Below are 17097 nucleotides of genomic sequence, written 5' to 3'. Positions count from 1 at the left end.
AGACCATGATGCGCCTGCCGGTCTGGGTCCGCCTGACGCTCGCCGCCCTAGTGGCGGCGGGAGCCGGGCTGATCGTGCTCGACCGGCTGTTCCCGCCGCCCATCGAGATTGCCCGCTCGGTCATCGTCACCGATTCCGGCGGGCAGGCGCTCAGGGCCTTTCCGGTGGAGGACGGACGGTGGCGCTTGCCGGTCGAGACCTCCCGTGTCGATCCAGCCTTCATCGAGACGCTGATCGCGATGGAGGACCAGCGCTTTTACGCCCATACCGGGGTGGATCCGCTCGCCGTGATCCGCGCCGCTACGACGTCGCTGGCCTCCGGGCGAATTGTTTCCGGGGCGTCGACCCTGACCATGCAGACCGCCCGGCTTCTGGAACCGCGTCCGCGTAATCTCGGCTCGAAAATCATCGAGGCCTGGCGTGCACTTCAACTCGAAGCCCGGCTGTCGAAAGACGAGATTCTCGAACTCTACCTCACGCTCGCGCCTTATGGCGGCAATATCGAAGGCGTCCGGGCCGCGTCCTGGGCCTGGTTCGGGCGCGAACCCGACCGGCTGACGCCGGACCAGATCGCACTTCTTGTCGCCCTGCCCCAATCGCCCGAAGTCCGCCGGCCGGACCTGCGCCCCGATCATGCCCATCTCTCGCGCCGCCGTGTGCTGGACCGGATGGCGAGCGCCGGATTGATCGCTCCGGACCGGGCGGTGGAAGCCGCAGACGCCCCCATCCCGGAGCGGTCTGCCTTCCCCGCACTCGCCTGGCATGCCGCAGACGAAGCTGTGCGCCGGGCGGACGGTGAAGCCGAAATCCGCACGACGCTTGACTACAGCCTGCAGACCGAACTGGAAGCCTATGTCCGCGAACGCGCCGCCGAGGCCGGTGAGGACGTCCAGATTGCCGTCCTCGTCGTGGAAACCGATACCAGAGCGGTGCGGGCCGCCATCGGTTCGGCCTCGCGCCAGCGCGGGGGGGGCTGGATCGACCTGACCGACCGGCCCCGTTCGCCCGGCTCGACCCTCAAACCTTTCATCTACGGCCTTGCCTTCGACGACGGCGTCGCCACGCCGGACACCGTAATCGCCGATGCCCCACGCCGGTTCGCGTCCTATCGCCCGGAAAATTTCGACCGCGCCTTCAATGGTGATGTCACCATAGCCGCAGCCTTGCAGCACTCGCTGAATGTCCCGGCCGTCTATGCCCTCGATTCAGTTGGCGCGCGCCGCTTCGCCTCGGCGTTGCGGTTTGCCGGTGCCGAAGCGCGCGTCCCGGTAGGCGGGGAGGACGAGGCCGGTCTTGCCATCGCCTTGGGCGGTGTTGGCCTCACGGTGCGCGAAGTCGCGACACTCTACGCCGCGCTCGGCGATGGCGGCGAGGCGCGGCCTCTTCGCTGGCTGGAAAGCGCCCCTCTTGCAGAGGCACCGGACGGACGGATCATGAGCGCCCAGTCGGCTGGCGATATTCTCCAGGTCCTGCGTGATGCGCCCCATCCGGGCGGGCGCATGCCGGCCAGTCTGACGCGCGGAGCCCCGCAGATCGCCTTCAAGACCGGAACGTCCTACGGATTCCGCGATGCCTGGGCGGCGGGCGTGTCCGGTGGCCTGACCGTTGTTGTCTGGGTCGGGCGCGCCGACGGTCAACCGAGACCGGGCGAGACCGGGCGAAGCGCCGCCCTGCCCCTGCTCTTCGACATTTTCGACCGCGCCGCGCCGATAGACCCGCGACGCCGGCGGGCCTGGGGAACCGATGACACGCCGCGCACAGGTGCCGCTCCGGCTCCGCTGGTCCGCTTCAATCCGGGTGCGCAACCGCCCGACATTCTTTTCCCGCCCGATGCGGGTGAGATCTGGTCAGAGGGGCCGGACCGGGATTTCGTCCTGTCCGCCCGCGCCGAGACCTCCGTGCGCTGGTTCGCTGACGGTGTGGCGCTGTCGCGCAATGGGGCCGGCGATACCGTCTGGGCCCCCCGGGCACCCGGCTTCTACACGCTGACGGCCGTCGACCGAGAGGGCCGCACGTCGCACGCGACGGTCCGCGTGAGAATGCCGCCGGCCTGACCTCCGGTCATCGCTCCGGTCCAACCACGAAAAAGCCGCCCGGTGATCGATCCCGGGCGGCTTTCTCGCCGTCAGGCCGAATGCAGCAGCATCCGGCGATTAGGAAATGTCAGCCGCGCGCTAGTTGCGGTAGGCGACATTCGAGGCGCGGATCTCCGCCGGAGCGGTGATACGGCTCGTGGCGACCGAAGACACCGGCGTTCCACCCGTCCAGTCCGGGGTGGTGTACTCGGTATCGTTCTGGCGCTCATAGGTCATCGGCGCATTGCCCTGGCGGACCGCCGGCGCGTCATAGGACGGCAGTTCGATCTCGTCGCAGTCCATCACGCGCCACTCGTAGCGCTCGGACGCGACCAGGCGGTAGCGCGTGATCGTCTCGGTGCGGCCCTCGACGACGTGGCTTTCCACGCGCGACGGCTGGGTCAGGACGACCTGGGTGTAGGAATCGTACTCGGCGGGGATCGGAATTTCCTCGACCCGCGCTTCCTGCACGAGAACTTCGCGCGAAATTTGCGCGTACTCGGCCGGGACTTCGATTTCCGAAATCCGCGCCGGGCTGACCACGACGTTGCGCGTGATCGTGCGGTATTCACCCGGCTCTTCGATCAGACACCACACTTCGCCCGTTTCCGGGTCATAGCGGGTCATCTGGGCACCCGGCACGCGGCCGCGTTGCCAGACGAGGCGGGGCTCACGGACCATGACCTGCTCGGTCACCTGGTCGTGCACCGCAGGCTCGACGACATATTCGACATAGGCCGGACGGACCTGGATCTGCTCGACAACCGTCTCATAGACCGGCTCGTGCACGATGTAGCGCATGCCCGCTTCGCGGCTCATGTATTCGCGGACCGTCTGGTCGAGGACCGGCGGACGGACATCGTAGCTTTCATAGCTGTCACCGGTGACGACGGTCTCGGTGAACGGTTCGTACTGCGGCTCGACGCGGACGCGCGCATAGCACTCACCCGGAGCGGCATGCCCCGGCGGTTCCGACGGGAACCAGGTCTCCTGATCAGCGGCAGCGGTCGCAGCCGGCAGAACCAGAAGCGCAGCAACCCCCATGAGATATTGACGGCGTAGCATGGTGATAACTCCCCCCATGAATTAATCGATCATCTGAGTGAGTGTAGCGCGGGATTATCGGGGAGTTAAGGTAAAATTAACGAATTCGCCCGGCAGGCGAGTTGATTTTTTCCGGCACGCTCAAGGCGCGAACAGTTATTCGGGACGGTGCCGGATTCGACTTTGCTAACGGGCAGACTCGAGAAACGCGGCCAGTGCGCCCCAGGCCTCGGTTTCGGTCATGAAGGGTGCATGGCCGACCTGACTCACCTCGCAAACCGTCATATCCGGATTGTGACGGAGCATTTCTGCAACAGTCTGTTTGGACAGCAAGTCACTGATTCCGCCACGAATCAGGAGCGTCGGCACCGGTTTCAGCGCATCGAAGAAGGGCCAGAGGTCCGGCATGGCCGCGCTCGCGTCGCGGGTGACCTCGCCGACGGCCGGATCACACAGGGCGACGATCTCGCCATTCGGACCTTCCGCATGGGTCCGCCGGGCAAAGTCAAGCCAGAAGCTTTCAGACGTTTCCAGCGGGAAGGCGTGTTCATTGACGGTCCGGACATAGACGGTAGCGTCGGCCCAGCTGTCATGATGCCCAGACCGGCCGGCATACTGCTTGATGCGGTCGAGGCCCTCATTGTCCAGTTCAGGACCAATGTCGTTGAGCACCGCCGCGGCCACACGGCCCGGAGCCATCGCCGCGGCGATCATCGTCATCAGCCCGCCCATTGATGTGCCGATAAACACCGCCTCGGGGATCTGAAGCGCATCAAGCAGGCCGAACATGTCGCCGACATAATGCGCCGGCGTGTAGTGCGACGGGTCGGGATCGTGATCAGACCGGCCGCGGCCGCGTTGCGAGACTGTGATCACGCGCCGACCGGTTCCGGCGATCATAGGCGCGAGATCATCGAAATCGCGCAAATTCCGGGTCAACCCGTGCAGGCACAGGACCGGCAGTTTTCCGGAGGCCGCTGCAGGAACATAGTCACGGTATTCGAGGCGCAGGCCATCGGCGGCCTGATGAAAGGCGTCACGATATGACATGAATGGCGGCGTCCTACGCGGTGGCTTCCCAGTCATGGCGGATCGACCGCGCGCCCATCAGGAAGAGCGCCGCTGCCGGAACGATCAGTGCGGCAATCGCCAATATGGCGATTCGCAATGCACCGCCGCCGTACTCGGCGGTGAAATAGTCACTGAGCGCGCCGACCGCGAACGGGCCGATCCCCAGCCCGATAATGTTTATGATGAAGAGCAGAATGGCCGGGGCCATGGCGCGCATGCCTGGCGGCACCAGGTTCTGGGTTACGGCCCAGACCGGTCCGTACCACATCGCACCGAGCGCACTCGCAATTCCCAGGAGAACAAAGGCCATCGTCCCGGGAGAAATGCTCATCGACACGAAATAGATGGGTAGCGAGATCAGCAGCGCCGTTCCGGGTATCACCAGGTAGGCGCTGAGCCTTTGCCCTGAGAACCTGTCGGTCAGCCAGCCACCCGCCAGCGTACCGATAAAGCCGCCTCCGCCGATGACAAAGGAATAAGGAATGGCCGCGGCCGCCACAGCGTCCTGCAAGGGCATCTCGCCAGCATAGAGGCGGACAAAATAGCTGAGGATCCAGGGGAAGAGGCCGTAACCGACCAGCGAGGCGATCGCTGCCCCGAACGCCACGAGCCAGAAGGTGGGCTTCTTCAGGAGCGTCCCGAAGACTTTGCCGACGGACGGCATCGCCTGCTTTTCAGCTCCGTCGAACGGACCGCGTGGCGGTTCCTTGATGGTCAGTTTGACAATGACCGCCAGAATGATCCCGGGAATGCCGACGAGCAGGAAGGGCACGCGCCAGGCTTCGTCCGCTCCGATTGCGGCGAGCCAGCCCGGTGCCCCGAACTCGGCATAGTAATTCGCTACCCAGCGATATCCGACAGCGCCGCCGAGAATACCCAGCACCGACCCCACCGGAATGCCGAGTGAATAGACAGACAGCGCCCCGGCCCGTTTTCGCGGCGGCACATAATCGGAAATCAGTGAGTGCGCGGGCGGCGAACACCCGGCCTCGCCAATCCCGACGCCAACCCGCATCAGGAACAGTGCCAGATAGGAATTGGCCAGGCCGAAGAGTGCCGTGAACCCGCTCCAAACCGCCAGCGAGATCGAGATGATCGTGACGCGATTGGACCGGTCCGCCAGATAGGCGATCGGCAAGCCCAGAATGGCGTAAAGGAAAGCAAAGGCCCAGCCGGACAGAAGACCGAGCTGCCAGTCGGCAAGGCCGAACTCGGCCTTGATCGGTTCCTGCATGACCGCAACGATCTGACGGTCAATGAAATTGAACGTGTAGATGACGAAGAGACCGCCGACGACGTAATTGCGATAGAAATTGCTGACCGGCTTTGGCGCGGCATCTTCCATGGACGGACCCTCCCCGGTCTCTCCGGCCAGGCAATCTGTCGCCGCCCTTGCCGTTTCCAATTGCCACCCTCACGGGCAGCCGGAGGCCGGTCAAGCAGATTGTGGTCAACTACGAGAGCGTCAGTCGAGTCCGGCGCGGCCTAACAAATCGACCGTCAAGCTGACATCCCACGGCAAATGCGGCAGATTGGCAGGATCGGAGGAGTACATCAGAAGGGGGTTAGCCAATGTCGATTGGAAATCTGGCCAAGACGGCCAAGGTCGCCGCTCTACTCGCATTCCTTTTGCCGTGGGTCACTTTTTCCTGTTCGGGAGAGACCTTTGCCCGTGCTTCCGGGCTCGATCTCGCCATTGGTCAGATCACAGTCGCCGACATCAATACCGGCGAGCCGGAACGCGAGACCATGTCACCCGTTCTGCCAGTCCTCGCGGCAGCCATCCTGCTGGCCGCAGGCCTTGTCGCGGGATTTGTCATGACCTCGCGGCGGAAGAATGCCGTCATGGCCGCTGCAGCAGGGCTGGCATTGGCATCCAGCTTTTACGGAATCAGCACGCTTGAAGACGAAATGGTCCGTCAGGCCCGCGAAAGCGACACGGCGGATTCCTACGGCATGTCGGAGGGGATTGCCCGCCAGATCCGGGTTCAGGAACAGGCCGGTTACTGGTTTGCACTCGCGGCGATGCTGTCAGCAACTGTTCTGGCTGGGGCGGCCGCAAGCGGCATGCGACTGAGCCGGGAAGACTGAAGCAGAATTGGAAGGGCAGGATTAGCATGAATGCCCGTCCTGCCCTTCCCGCTCCCGGTCCGTCGCTGGAGCGAACTAGTCGAATTCTGTCAGACGCATCGAGACCTGCAGGCCTTCGGTCATCGCGTCATATCCCGGCAGGGTCAGGAATTCGGCGAAGTCATCGGCGAGCACCAGGTCACGCACCAGGCTGGCAGCGCGTTTGACCTCTGCCGGACCCGACAGGCGATAGCCATCATCGGAGAGGATGGCCTGCTCGGCCTCGTCGATCGCCGTGCCGATCCATTCCGCGTCGAGAGCGATGCCGGTATCGGTTTTTGCGCCATGCTTGCGCCATTGCCAGAGTTGCGCCCGCGCAATCTCGGCCGTCGCGGCATCCTCCATCAAATTGTTGATCGGAGCCGCACCGCGCCCGGCGAGCCAACCCGCTACATAGCGGATCGCGACATCGGCATTGGCGCGCGCGCCAGCCTCGGTGATCGTGCCCTCCGGCACCGCGATCAGCTGTTCCGCCGATCCGGTAACGGCCAGCCGCTTGTCGATCTGGTTCGGGCCGGGCATGTGCTCGTCGAAGACTTCGCGGGCGAGCGCCACCATTCCGGGGTGGGCCACCCAGGTGCCATCATGACCATCCGTGGCTTCGCGCGTCTTGTCAGCGCGGACCTGGTCGAAGGCCGCTTGGTTGGCGGCCTCGTCACCGGAGACCGGAATGAAGGCCGACATGCCGCCCATCGCATGCGCGCCGCGCCGGTGGCACACACCGATCACGCGCTTTGAATAGGCGCGCATGAACGGCACGGTCATCGTCACCTGCGACCGGTCGGGCAGGATGCGGTCGGAATGGGCCTGCAGCCGCTTGATATAGCTGAAGATATAGTCCCAGCGCCCGCAATTGAGGCCGACGCAATAGTCGCGCAGTTCGTAGAGAATCTCGTCGAGCTCGAAGACGGCCGGCAGCGTCTCGATCAGGACCGTCGCCCGGATGGTTCCGCGTTCGAGGCCCAGCGTCTCCTCGGCGTGCTGGAAGACCAGCGCCCAGAGGCGGGCTTCGAACCGGGATTCCAGCTTCGGCAGGTAGAAATAGGGTCCCGTCCCGCGCGTCCGGAGCGCATCATAATTGTGATAGAGATAGAGGCCGAAATCGAACAGCGAGGCCGAGATGGCCGTACCGTTAACCCGCATGTGCTTCTCGTCGAGATGCCAGCCGCGCGGCCGCACGATCAGCGTCGCGGCGTCCGACGACACGCGATAGCGCTTGCCGGATTTCTCGTCGGTAAAATCAATGAGGCGGCGGATCGCGTCGCGCAGATTGATCTGGCCGTCGATGACATTGGTCCAGCTCGGCGAGGTCGCATCCTCGAAATCGGCCATGAAACAGCGCGCGCCGGAATTGAGGGCATTGACCACCATTTTCCGGTCGACCGGTCCTGTGATCTCCACGCGCCGGTCTTTCAGATCAGCCGGCGCTGAACGCACCGTCCATTCAGACGCGCGAATGTCGGCGGTGTCCTTCGGGAAGTCCGGCATTTCACCAGCATCAAGACGCTCTTGCCGTTCCGCGCGGGCCTTTAGAAGGTCCTGGCGGCGCGGCTCAAAGCGGCGATGCAGGCCGGTGAGAAAAGCCAGGGCGTGCGGGGCAAGGATCGCCCGGTAGCCCGGCTCGAGCGCGCCGCACAACTCGACGCCATTGGGAGAAATATGGGTCATGACTATTCCGCCGCCACGGTGAACTGCGCGCTCTCGGTCGATTCACCCATCGCCGTCGTCGAGGCGAGACCGCCTGAAAGCGTCTGGTTGACCCGGTCGAAATAGCCGGTGCCGACCTCGCGCTGGTGACGGGTGGCCGTGTAGCCGTCTTTCTCTGAACCGAACTCGGCCTGTTGAAGCTCGGAATACGCCCCCATGCCGCGGTCGCGATAACCCGAGGCCAGCTGGAACATGCCGTGATTGAGCTGGTGGAAACCGGCAAGTGTGACGAACTGGAATTTGTAGCCCATCGCGCCCAACTCCTGCTGGAAGGTCTCGATGGTTTCCTTGTCGAGATTGGCTTCCCAGTTGAAGGACGGCGAGCAGTTATAGGCCATCATCTTGCCCGGGAATTCGCGCTGGATCGCCTCGGCGAAGCGGCGCGCCTCGTCGAGATTGGGCTTCGACGTCTCCCACCACAGAAGGTCGGCATATTTCGCATAGGCGAGACCGCGCTTGATACAGTGATCGACGCCCATGCCGGGTTTCAGGCGATAGAAGCCTTCCGGCGTACGCCCGGCCTCGAAATCGATGAACTCGTGGTCACGCTCGTCGATGTCGGAATTGATCAGCGTGGCCGATTCCGCATCAGTCCGTGCCAGGATCAGCGTCGGCACACCCGCCACATCCGCCGCCAGGCGCGCCGCGTTGAGATTGCGCTCGTGGGCGCTGGTGGAGACCAGAACCTTGCCGCCTAGATGGCCGCACTTCTTCTCAGCCGCGACCTGGTCCTCGAAATGGACCCCGGCCACGCCGGCCTCGATGAAGGCGCGCATGATTTCATAGCAATTAAGCGGTCCGCCGAAGCCGGCCTCGGCATCGGCGACGATCGGCGCGAACCAGTCGCGCGACGCCCCGCCCTCGCTGACCTCGATCTGGTCGGCGCGGCGCAGTGTGGTGTTGATCTTCCTGGCCAGTTCCGGCGCGGAGTTGGCCGGGTAGAGCGACTGGTCGGGATACATCGACCCGGCCGTGTTGGCGTCGGCCGCCACCTGCCAGCCGGACAGGTAGATAGCCTTCAGGCCCGCCCGGACCATCTGCATGGCCTGGTTTCCCGAAAGCGCGCCCAGCGCATTGATGTAGGGCTCGGTCTTGAGGAGCGACCAGAGCTTGTCCGCCCCGTGCCGCGCCAGCGTGTGTTCGATCTGCAGCGAGCCGCGCAGCGCCACGACTTCGTCGGCGGTGTAATTGCGCTCGATGCCATCAAACCGGCCCTCGGCCGCGGGAATCAGGGAAGTGAATGTGTGACCGGTCATGACCGCCCTCCGTGTTGGAACCATCCGTTGCCCTGACCTAGACCCTTTAAAACAAAGGCGTCCATGGCCTCTGGCAAGGAAAGAGGCGTCGGTGTATACTTCCTACAATTGTCATGATGTCGTGTTGTAAATAATTGACATGCTGGAACCGACGACACCGCAGGAGAAGATTTTCGCCGGGGCACGCCTGCGCCGATTGCGGCGCGAACAGGGGCTGACCCAGGCCGAAGCCGCCGAGGCGCTGGGCGTCTCGCCGAGCTATCTCAACCTCCTGGAACGCAACCAGCGGCCGATCACGGCCCGCGTCCTGCTCGCGCTCGCCGACACCTTCGATATCGATGTGCGCGGCTTTGCCGAGGGCTCGGACCGCCAGCTGGTTGCCGACCTCGAGGAGGCCGCGGCCGAACCGGTCCTGTCGGCCCTCGCGCTGGACCGGATCGAGCTGACGGAGCTGGCCGAATCCCAGCCGCGTGCGGCCGAAGCCCTGACCCGCCTGCATCAGGCCTACCGGGAATCGACCGGTGCAGCGGCGGAAATGATGTCGCGCATTTCCGGCGGTGCGCATGTCGGTGCCGGTGGCGCGCCCGAAGCGGTGCGCGATGCCATCGACGCCCAGCGCAATCATTTCCCCGAACTCGAAACCGCTGCCGAGGACCTGGCGCGCAAGTTGAAGCTCGTGACCCGGCACCGGGATCGCACGCTGGAAGATCATCTCCAGGACGCCCATGGCGTCGTGGTGCGGGTGTTCGAGGACGCGGTCATGGGCGGCACGAGACGGCGGCTCGACTTCCACGCCCGGCGGCTCATGCTGGCTGAATCCCTGCCGCTGGAAGCCCGCCCCTTCCAGATGGCGACGGCCATTGCCCTCCTCGAGCAAGGTGAGTTGATCGACGAACTTGCCGACCGGCCCGGCTTCGCGGCGAAGGAGGCCCGCACGCTCTACCGGATCAGCCTCGCCAACTATTTCGCGGCGGCGTTGCTGATGCCCTACTCGGCTTTCCTGAAGGCGGCTGAAGCCAGCCGCTACGATATTGAGCTTCTCTGCCGCCGCTTTGAAGCCAGTTTCGAGACGGTCTGCCATCGCCTGACGACGCTGCAGCGCCAGGGCGAACGCGGCGTGCCCTTTTTCATGGTGCGGGTCGATCTCGCCGGGAATGTTTCCAAACGCCATGGAGGCGGCGTCCTGCCTTTTGCCCGGTCAGGCGGCGGCTGTCCGAAATGGGCGCTTTACGAGGCGTTCCGCACGCCCGAACGCCTCCTGCGCCAGCGCTTCGAACTGCCCGATGGCAGCGCCTATGTCTCGGTGGTCAGGGCCATTCACAAGCCTGGTGCGCCGGGTGAACCGCCGGTCCGATATGCGGTCGCCGTTGGCTGTGAGTGGGAGAACGCCGAGCGCATACTCTATGCCGATGGACTGGCGGAAACCGACGCGGCGAAAATCGGCCTCGCCTGCCGGATCTGCGAACGCCCGGCCTGTGCCCATCGCGCCTTCCCGCCGATGAACCGCCCGCTTCAGCCCGACCCGTGGCGGCGGAGTTTGAGCCCCTACGCTTTCGACGAAGGTTGATCGCAGAGCACTCGCGCGACCGCTTCTGACCAACCCGCCCGGCTGGCCTGCCGTGCCTCGTCTACCAGCTCCGGCGAGAAGGAGCGGTCGGCTTTCCACATAGACGCGCCTTCTTCGAGCGATGCAATCATCCCCGCCCCCAGCCCGGCGAGGAAGGCTGCGCCCCAGGCGGTCGACTCGGTGTTGACCGGGCGGGTCACGGCGACGCCGGTGAGGTCCGCAAGGCGTTGCAGGAAGCGGTCATTCCCCGCCATCCCGCCATCGACCTTGAGCCGGCTCGCCGGAACACCGTCGCGGGCCATCGCGTCGAGGAGGTCGCCGGTCTGGTGCGCGGTGGAATCGAGCGCCGCAAGCGCGATCTCGGCACGGCCTGCTCCTCGCGTCAGCCCGACCAGCGCGCCGCGCGCCTCGGCATCCCACCAGGGCGCACCGAGCCCGGTGAAGGCCGGAACGAGATAGACACCGCTGTCCGGATCGGCACTGGCCGCCAGCGCCTCGATTTCCGAGGCCTTGCCGATGAGGCCAAGCCCGTCGCGCAGCCATTGCACCGTCGCTCCGGCCGAGAGAACCGAGCCTTCCAGCGCGAATGTCGTTTCCCCGTTCAGCCGGTAGGCGACGGTCGACAACAGACGGTTCTCGGACACCGCCATATTCCGTCCCGTATTGAGCAGCAGGAAAGCCCCGGTGCCATAGGTGCATTTCGCTTCGCCCGGCGCGAAACAGGCCTGACCGATGGCGGCGGCCTGCTGGTCGCCCGCAACGCCGAGAATGGGTACACCACCGGGCAGGATGTCCTCGCTGATCGTGCCGAAGTCTCCGGCGCAGTCGCGCACGTCTGGCAGGCCGGACGCCGGCACGCCGAAGAGATCGAGTAATTCGTTGTCCCAGCGCGAGGCTTTCAGATCGAAGAGCGAGGTCCGGCTGGCATTGGTCGCGTCAGTCGCATGAACCGCGCCGCCGGTGAGCCGCCAGATCAGGAAGCTGTCAACCGTGCCAAAGGCGAGCTCGCCTCTCGCCGCCCAGTCCCGCGCCGCGTCCACGGCATCGAGAATCCAGGCGAACTTCGTGGCCGAGAAATAGGGATCGAGAACGAGGCCGGTCTTCTCCGCGACAAGCGTTTCATGTCCCGCTTCGCGCATGTTGCGACAGCGGTCGGCGGTACGCCGGTCCTGCCAGACGATGGCATTATGGATCGGTCGCCCGGTTTTCCGGTCCCAGATGATGGACGTTTCGCGCTGGTTGGTCAGGCCCGCCGCGCGAATGGTCCAACCGGCCTTGGCCGCTTTCGCCGCCGCCTGCCGGATCGTCGTCGTCACCGTTGCCCAGATCACGTCCGCGTCGTGCTCAACCCAGCCCGGCTGGGGGTAGATCTGGGCGAATTCCTGCTGCGCGGCGGCGATCACCGTGCCATCGGGCGCAAACACGATGGCGCGCGAGCTTGTCGTTCCCTGATCGATGGCCAGCAGCGCGTCCTTGCCCATCCCTTGTTCCTCCCGGTTCGGCCTTTCGCCCGCGACTATAGCCTCGCCTTGCCGGGAGGAAACGCGCTAGCGTGTGTGCCGACGCGAGGGAGGGAGTGACATGGCTCAATCAGGTTTCGAGCGCCGGACGCTGGACAGCCCCAGCGGAGCGAGCCTCAACGTCTATGACCGGCCCGCGCAGGGCAATCTGCGCGCCCTCCTCCACGTCAATCACGGCCTTGCCGAACACGCCGCTCGCTATGGGAAGTTTGCGCAGATACTGAGCGGGCGGGGCATTCATGTCTGTGCCCATGACCATCGCGGGCACGGCTTCACCACCGCGCCCGATGGCTCACCGCGCCGCTTTGCGGACACTGGCGGCTGGGACAAGGTGATGACAGATGTCAGTGCCGTCGAAGCCGATCTGCGCGCGCGCCATCCCGGCGTTCCGCTCTTCGTGCTGGGTCATTCCATGGGCGGAACCATCGCCTTCAACCAGGTGCTCCGTGAGAGCGAACATCTCGCCGGTGCCGCGATCTGGAATGCCAATCTTTCCGGGCCAGTCGGCCTCCTCAAATTCGTGCTGGGCCTGGAATCGCTCGTCGGCGGGGACCGCAAACCGGCCACCCTGATCGACGGCATGACCTTCAAGACCTGGGACAAGAATTTCTCTGCCGAACGTTCGGCCTTTGGCTGGCTGTCACGCGACCTTGGTGCCGTTGATGCCTATGTCGCCGACCCGCTGTGCGGCTGGCCGGCGCAGATCTCGCTGTGGAAGGATTTCGCGCACGGCATGGGACTGGCGCAGGACAACGCCGCGCTGAAGCCGATCCGCAAGGACTTCCCGCTTCACCTCATCGGCGGGGAAGACGACCCCGCGACCGATGGCGGCAAGGCGGTCACCGCGCTCGCTGAACGCCTGCGCAGGCAGGGCCTCAAAGACGTCACCGTCAATATTCTCAGCCATTTCCGCCACGAGACCGTCAACGAGATCGGAGCCGAGGCGGAGATCAACAAATTTGCCGACTGGATCGAACAGCGGCTTTAGGGACGCGAGTGCCCCCTCCCTCCAGGGAGAGGGCCCATGTGAGGGGTCTTAAATCAATGGAAATCCCTCATCCTGAGGTGCTGCGAAGCAGCCTTGAAGGATGGGAAACGGTGCACAGCGTACTTTTAAGACTTTCCTGACCCCCGCTTTCGCGAGGGCAGGCGGAAAGCACCTCAGTATGAAGACTGCTGTCGAATGCTCCCTCGGGTTCCCAGCGAAAGCTGGGATCCAGAGCTAGCTTTCTGGATTCCTGCTTCCGCAGGAACCCCGGTTTCCGATGATGGAAGCGGCGAACAGCCCTTGGGTATTGCAATTGCAATCGGCCCGCAAAGCCCCCTCTCCCTGGAGGGAGAGGGTAAACTTTCCCTATAAAACCTCGAACAATCCGGCCGCGCCCATGCCGCCGCCGACGCACATCGTGCAGACCACGTATTTCACGCCGCGGCGTTTGCCCTCGATGAGGGCGTGGCCGACCATGCGCGCGCCGGACATGCCATAGGGGTGGCCGATGGAGATCGCGCCGCCATTGACGTTGAGGTTCTCGTTCGGGATGCCGAGCTTGTCCCGGCAGTAGAGGACCTGCACGGCGAAGGCTTCGTTGAGCTCCCACAGGCCGATATCGTCCATCTTCAGCCCGTGGGCTTTCAGGAGTTTCGGCACGGCATAGACCGGGCCGATGCCCATCTCGTCCGGGTCGAGACCGGCCACCGCGATACCGCGATACGCCCCGAGCGGCGTCAGGCCGCGCTTCTCGGCTTCCTTCGCTTCCATCAGCACCGAGGCCGAGGCCCCGTCGGACAGCTGGGACGCATTGCCGGCGGTGATGTATTTGCCTTCCTTCACCTTCTGGCCGTTAGCGTGGACGGTGCGCAGCCCGGAAAGGCCTTCCAGCGTCGTGTCGGCGCGATTGCCCTCGTCCTGCTTCAACAGTGTATCGACGATAGAGATTTCCTTCGTCTCCTTGTCCATCACGCCCATTTTCGAAGCCAGCGGCACGATCTCGTCATCGAACTTTCCGGCAGCCTGTGCCGCGGCTGTGCGCTGCTGGGATTGCAGCGAATATTCGTCCTGCGCCTCGCGGGAAATGCCATAGCGGTCGGCGACAATTTCGGCGGTTTCCAGCATCGACATGTAGAGCGCGGGGACGTGTTCATTGATCCACGGATCAAAAGCGCGGTGGAGATTCATGTGCTCGTTCTGGACGAGCGAGATGGATTCCAGCCCGCCGCCGACCGTCACCGCCATGCCATCGGTGATGATCTGCTTGGCCGCGACCGAGATCGCCATCATGCCCGAGGCGCACTGCCGGTCGACCGTCATGCCCGCGACACTCGTCGGCAACCCGCCCCGGATGAGGCATTGCCGCGCCGTGTTCTGAAAGGTCGAGCCCTGCTGCATCGCCGCGCCCATGATCACGTCATCGACCTCGGCCCCATCGATCCCGGCGCGTTTGACCGCATTGGCGATGACATGCCCGCCCAGCTCCTGGGCCTGGGTGTTGTTGAACGCGCCGCGATAGGCCTTGCCGATCGGCGTGCGGGCGGTGGAGACGATGACGGCTTCGCGCATGGGTATTCCTCGTGAGTCTGGTCCGGTTCCTGGCCTCCACTATCACGGAAATATCGCGCCCTGTCGCCTGTGCGTTGAAATTGAATCCGGGTTAAGGTCTCCTCCTTCAATCTGCGGGCGATTGACGGGAGGTGAGCGCTTGAACGGATCGGAAGCAGACGAGGCGGTCCGCGCCATTGCGGCGGCCCATGCCAACCGCCCCGACGCGCTCATCGAAATGCTGCACGACGTGCAGCACCGGTTCGGCTGTGTCGATGACGCGGCGTTGCGTACGCTGGCCCATGCCATCAACCGCTCCCGCGCCGAAGTCCATGGCGTACGCAGCTTCTATACCGACTTCACCGAGGAGCCGCAGGGGCGCTGTGTGGTGAAACTCTGCCGGGCCGAGTCCTGTCAGGCCGCCGGTGGAGACGCGCTCGCCGCCGACCTCGAACGCGATTTGGGCTGTTCCACCGGGGCGACCTCGCCTGACGGCGGTGTGACGCTCGAAGCGGTTTATTGCCTGGGCAATTGCGCCCTCTCGCCCGCCGCCATGGTCGATGGAGACCTGATCGGACGGGCCGACCGCGACACCATTCTTGCCCGCGTGAAGGGGGGTGGCCGGTGAACGCAATCCGCGTCTTCGTCCCATCAGACAGCGCGGCGCGTTCGGTCGGCGCTGACGCCGTCGCCGAGGCCATTTCCCGCGAGGCGGATACACGCGGCGCGAATGTCGCCATAACCCGGACCGGATCTCGCGGGCTCTACTGGCTGGAACCACTGGTCGAGGTCGAGATTGCTGGTGAACGCGTCGGCTATGGCCCGGTCGCGCCGGGCGATGTTGCTGACCTGTTCAAGGTGGGTTTCCTGACCGGCGGCGAGCACGCGCTCTGCACCGGACCGGTCGCGAATATTCCTTTCCTCGAAAAGCAGACCCGCATCACCTTCGCGCGCTGCGGCGTCACCGATCCGCTCGATCTGGCCGACTACGAGGCCCACGGTGGCCTCACCGGGCTCAAGGCCGCGGCCGAGTTGGCACCGGAATCCATCGTCGAGGCGGTGACGGCTTCCGGCTTGCGCGGACGGGGCGGGGCCGGTTTCCCGACCGGCATCAAGTGGAAGACCGTGCTGGGCGCGAAAGCCGAGCAGAAATACATCTGCTGCAATGCCGATGAGGGCGACAGCGGCACCTATGCCGATCGCATGATCCTGGAAAGCGATCCGTTCGGCCTCATCGAAGGCATGATCATCGCCGGCATGGCGGTCGGCGCGACAGAAGGCTTCGTCTATATCCGCTCCGAATATCCGCAAGCCATCTCCACCATGCGCGCGGCGATCCACGCCATGGAAGGCAAGGGCCTGCTCGGCGCGAACATCCTCGAGTCGGGGCGGGACTTCCATCTGACCGTAAGGCGCGGCGCGGGGAGTTATATCTGCGGCGAGGAGTCGGCCATGCTCGACAGCCTTGAGGGCAAGCGCGGCATGGTCCGCGCCAAGCCGCCCATCCCCGCCATTGCCGGCCTCTTCGGCCAGCCCACCGTCGTCAACAACGTGCTCTCGCTTGCCGCCGTGCCGGACATTCTCGGACAAGGACCGGACGCCTATGCCGCGCTTGGCACGGGAAGATCGCGCGGGACGCAGGCCTTTCAACTGGCTGGCGACATCAAGCGGGGCGGCCTCGTCGAAACCGCCTTCGGCGTTACGCTACGCGAGTTGATCGAGGAGTATGGCGGCGGCACACGGTCGGGGCGGAAAGTGCGTGCAGTCCAGGTGGGCGGCCCGCTCGGAGCCTACATCCCGGCTTCCGGTCTTGATGTGGAAATGGACTATGAGGCGCTTGCCAGCGCCGGAGCCATGCTCGGCCATGGGGGAATCGTCGTCTTCAACGACACGGTCGACATGGCCCGCCAGGCCGAGTTCGCGATGGAATTCTGCGCCGAGGAATCCTGCGGCAAGTGCACGCCCTGCCGGGTCGGCGCGGTGCGCGGAGCCGAGACGGTCGCGAAAATCCGCGCCGGAGACAATGTCGAGAAGAACCTGAAACTCCTCGATGATCTTTGCGAGGTGATGGTCGACGGCTCGCTCTGCGCGATGGGCGGGCTGACCCCCATGCCGGTGCGCAGCGCGATGCAGCATTTCCCGGAAGATTTCCGCCGCGCTGAAACCGGGGCCAAGCCATGATAGGATACCG

At 64.7% G+C, this 17097-nt stretch carries 13 protein-coding genes; 6 read left to right on the top strand and 7 right to left on the bottom strand.

Translation table 11 applies throughout. The annotated features are described in order from the left end of the window. Positions 1–5: 5 nt before the first annotated feature. Positions 6–2054, top strand: coding sequence for a penicillin-binding protein 1C (gene pbpC, locus V0U35_RS03340; RefSeq protein WP_330195234.1), 2049 nt, complete (start codon positions 6–8; stop codon positions 2052–2054). Between the two features lie 120 nt (positions 2055–2174). On the opposite strand, the gene V0U35_RS03335 is transcribed toward pbpC, so the two are convergent. The 3 genes from V0U35_RS03335 to V0U35_RS03325 form a co-directional block, all read right to left on the bottom strand. Continuing rightward, on the bottom strand, positions 2175–3140 hold the full coding sequence (locus V0U35_RS03335) for a hypothetical protein (RefSeq protein ID WP_330195233.1): 966 nt from the start codon (positions 3138–3140) through the stop codon (positions 2175–2177). A gap of 165 nt (positions 3141–3305) precedes the next feature. After that, positions 3306–4169 carry an alpha/beta fold hydrolase gene (locus tag V0U35_RS03330; protein ID WP_330195232.1) on the bottom strand — a complete coding sequence of 288 codons (864 nt, stop codon included), beginning with the start codon at positions 4167–4169 and terminating at the stop codon, positions 3306–3308. A gap of 13 nt (positions 4170–4182) precedes the next feature. Next, entirely contained in the window at positions 4183–5535 is a 1353-nt protein-coding gene (locus V0U35_RS03325) for a spinster family MFS transporter (protein WP_330195231.1), read from the bottom strand. A 227-nt stretch (positions 5536–5762) separates the two neighbouring features. Here V0U35_RS03325 and V0U35_RS03320 point away from each other — a divergent pair, with 227 nt between their 5' ends. Continuing rightward, entirely contained in the window at positions 5763–6281 is a 519-nt protein-coding gene (locus tag V0U35_RS03320) for a hypothetical protein (protein ID WP_330195230.1), read from the top strand. Positions 6282–6356: 75 nt separating this feature from the next. Here the strand turns inward: V0U35_RS03320 and aceB are convergent, their stop codons facing one another. After that, positions 6357–7988 carry a malate synthase A gene (gene aceB / locus V0U35_RS03315; protein ID WP_330195229.1) on the bottom strand — a complete coding sequence of 544 codons (1632 nt, stop codon included), beginning with the start codon at positions 7986–7988 and terminating at the stop codon, positions 6357–6359. Between the two features lie 2 nt (positions 7989–7990). Further along, positions 7991–9283: an isocitrate lyase gene (aceA, locus tag V0U35_RS03310; protein ID WP_330195228.1), complete on the bottom strand. Its 1293-nt coding sequence runs from the start codon at positions 9281–9283 to the stop codon at positions 7991–7993. Between the two features lie 139 nt (positions 9284–9422). On the opposite strand from aceA, the gene V0U35_RS03305 reads away from it, so the two are divergent. Beyond that, positions 9423–10850 (top strand): helix-turn-helix domain-containing protein, encoded by a 1428-nt coding sequence (locus V0U35_RS03305; protein ID WP_330195227.1) that lies wholly within the window; start codon positions 9423–9425, stop codon positions 10848–10850. Here the strand turns inward: V0U35_RS03305 and glpK are convergent. Then, positions 10829–12331: a glycerol kinase GlpK gene (glpK, locus tag V0U35_RS03300; protein ID WP_330195226.1), complete on the bottom strand. Its 1503-nt coding sequence runs from the start codon at positions 12329–12331 to the stop codon at positions 10829–10831. The two genes, V0U35_RS03305 and glpK, sit on opposite strands and share 22 nt — an antisense overlap. Before the next feature lie 100 nt (positions 12332–12431). Here glpK and V0U35_RS03295 point away from each other — a divergent pair, with 100 nt between their 5' ends. Further along, positions 12432–13358 carry an alpha/beta fold hydrolase gene (locus V0U35_RS03295; RefSeq protein WP_330195225.1) on the top strand — a complete coding sequence of 309 codons (927 nt, stop codon included), beginning with the start codon at positions 12432–12434 and terminating at the stop codon, positions 13356–13358. A 366-nt stretch (positions 13359–13724) separates the two neighbouring features. On the opposite strand, the gene V0U35_RS03290 is transcribed toward V0U35_RS03295, so the two are convergent. Then, on the bottom strand, positions 13725–14927 hold the full coding sequence (locus tag V0U35_RS03290) for an acetyl-CoA C-acyltransferase (protein WP_330195224.1): 1203 nt from the start codon (positions 14925–14927) through the stop codon (positions 13725–13727). Between the two features lie 139 nt (positions 14928–15066). On the opposite strand from V0U35_RS03290, the gene V0U35_RS03285 reads away from it, so the two are divergent. Then, positions 15067–15534 (top strand): NAD(P)H-dependent oxidoreductase subunit E, encoded by a 468-nt coding sequence (locus tag V0U35_RS03285; protein WP_330195223.1) that lies wholly within the window; start codon positions 15067–15069, stop codon positions 15532–15534. Further along, entirely contained in the window at positions 15531–17087 is a 1557-nt protein-coding gene (locus V0U35_RS03280) for a formate dehydrogenase beta subunit (RefSeq protein WP_330195222.1), read from the top strand. Before V0U35_RS03285 ends, V0U35_RS03280 begins: the two co-directional genes overlap by 4 nt. Positions 17088–17097 lie beyond the last annotated feature (10 nt).

This window comes from Hyphobacterium marinum (assembly GCF_036330325.1).
In the GTDB taxonomy this organism is placed as follows: domain Bacteria; phylum Pseudomonadota; class Alphaproteobacteria; order Caulobacterales; family Maricaulaceae; genus Hyphobacterium; species Hyphobacterium marinum.
The sequence above is the reverse complement of the archived record's forward strand: the minus strand, read 5'-3'. Positions and strand labels throughout refer to the sequence as shown.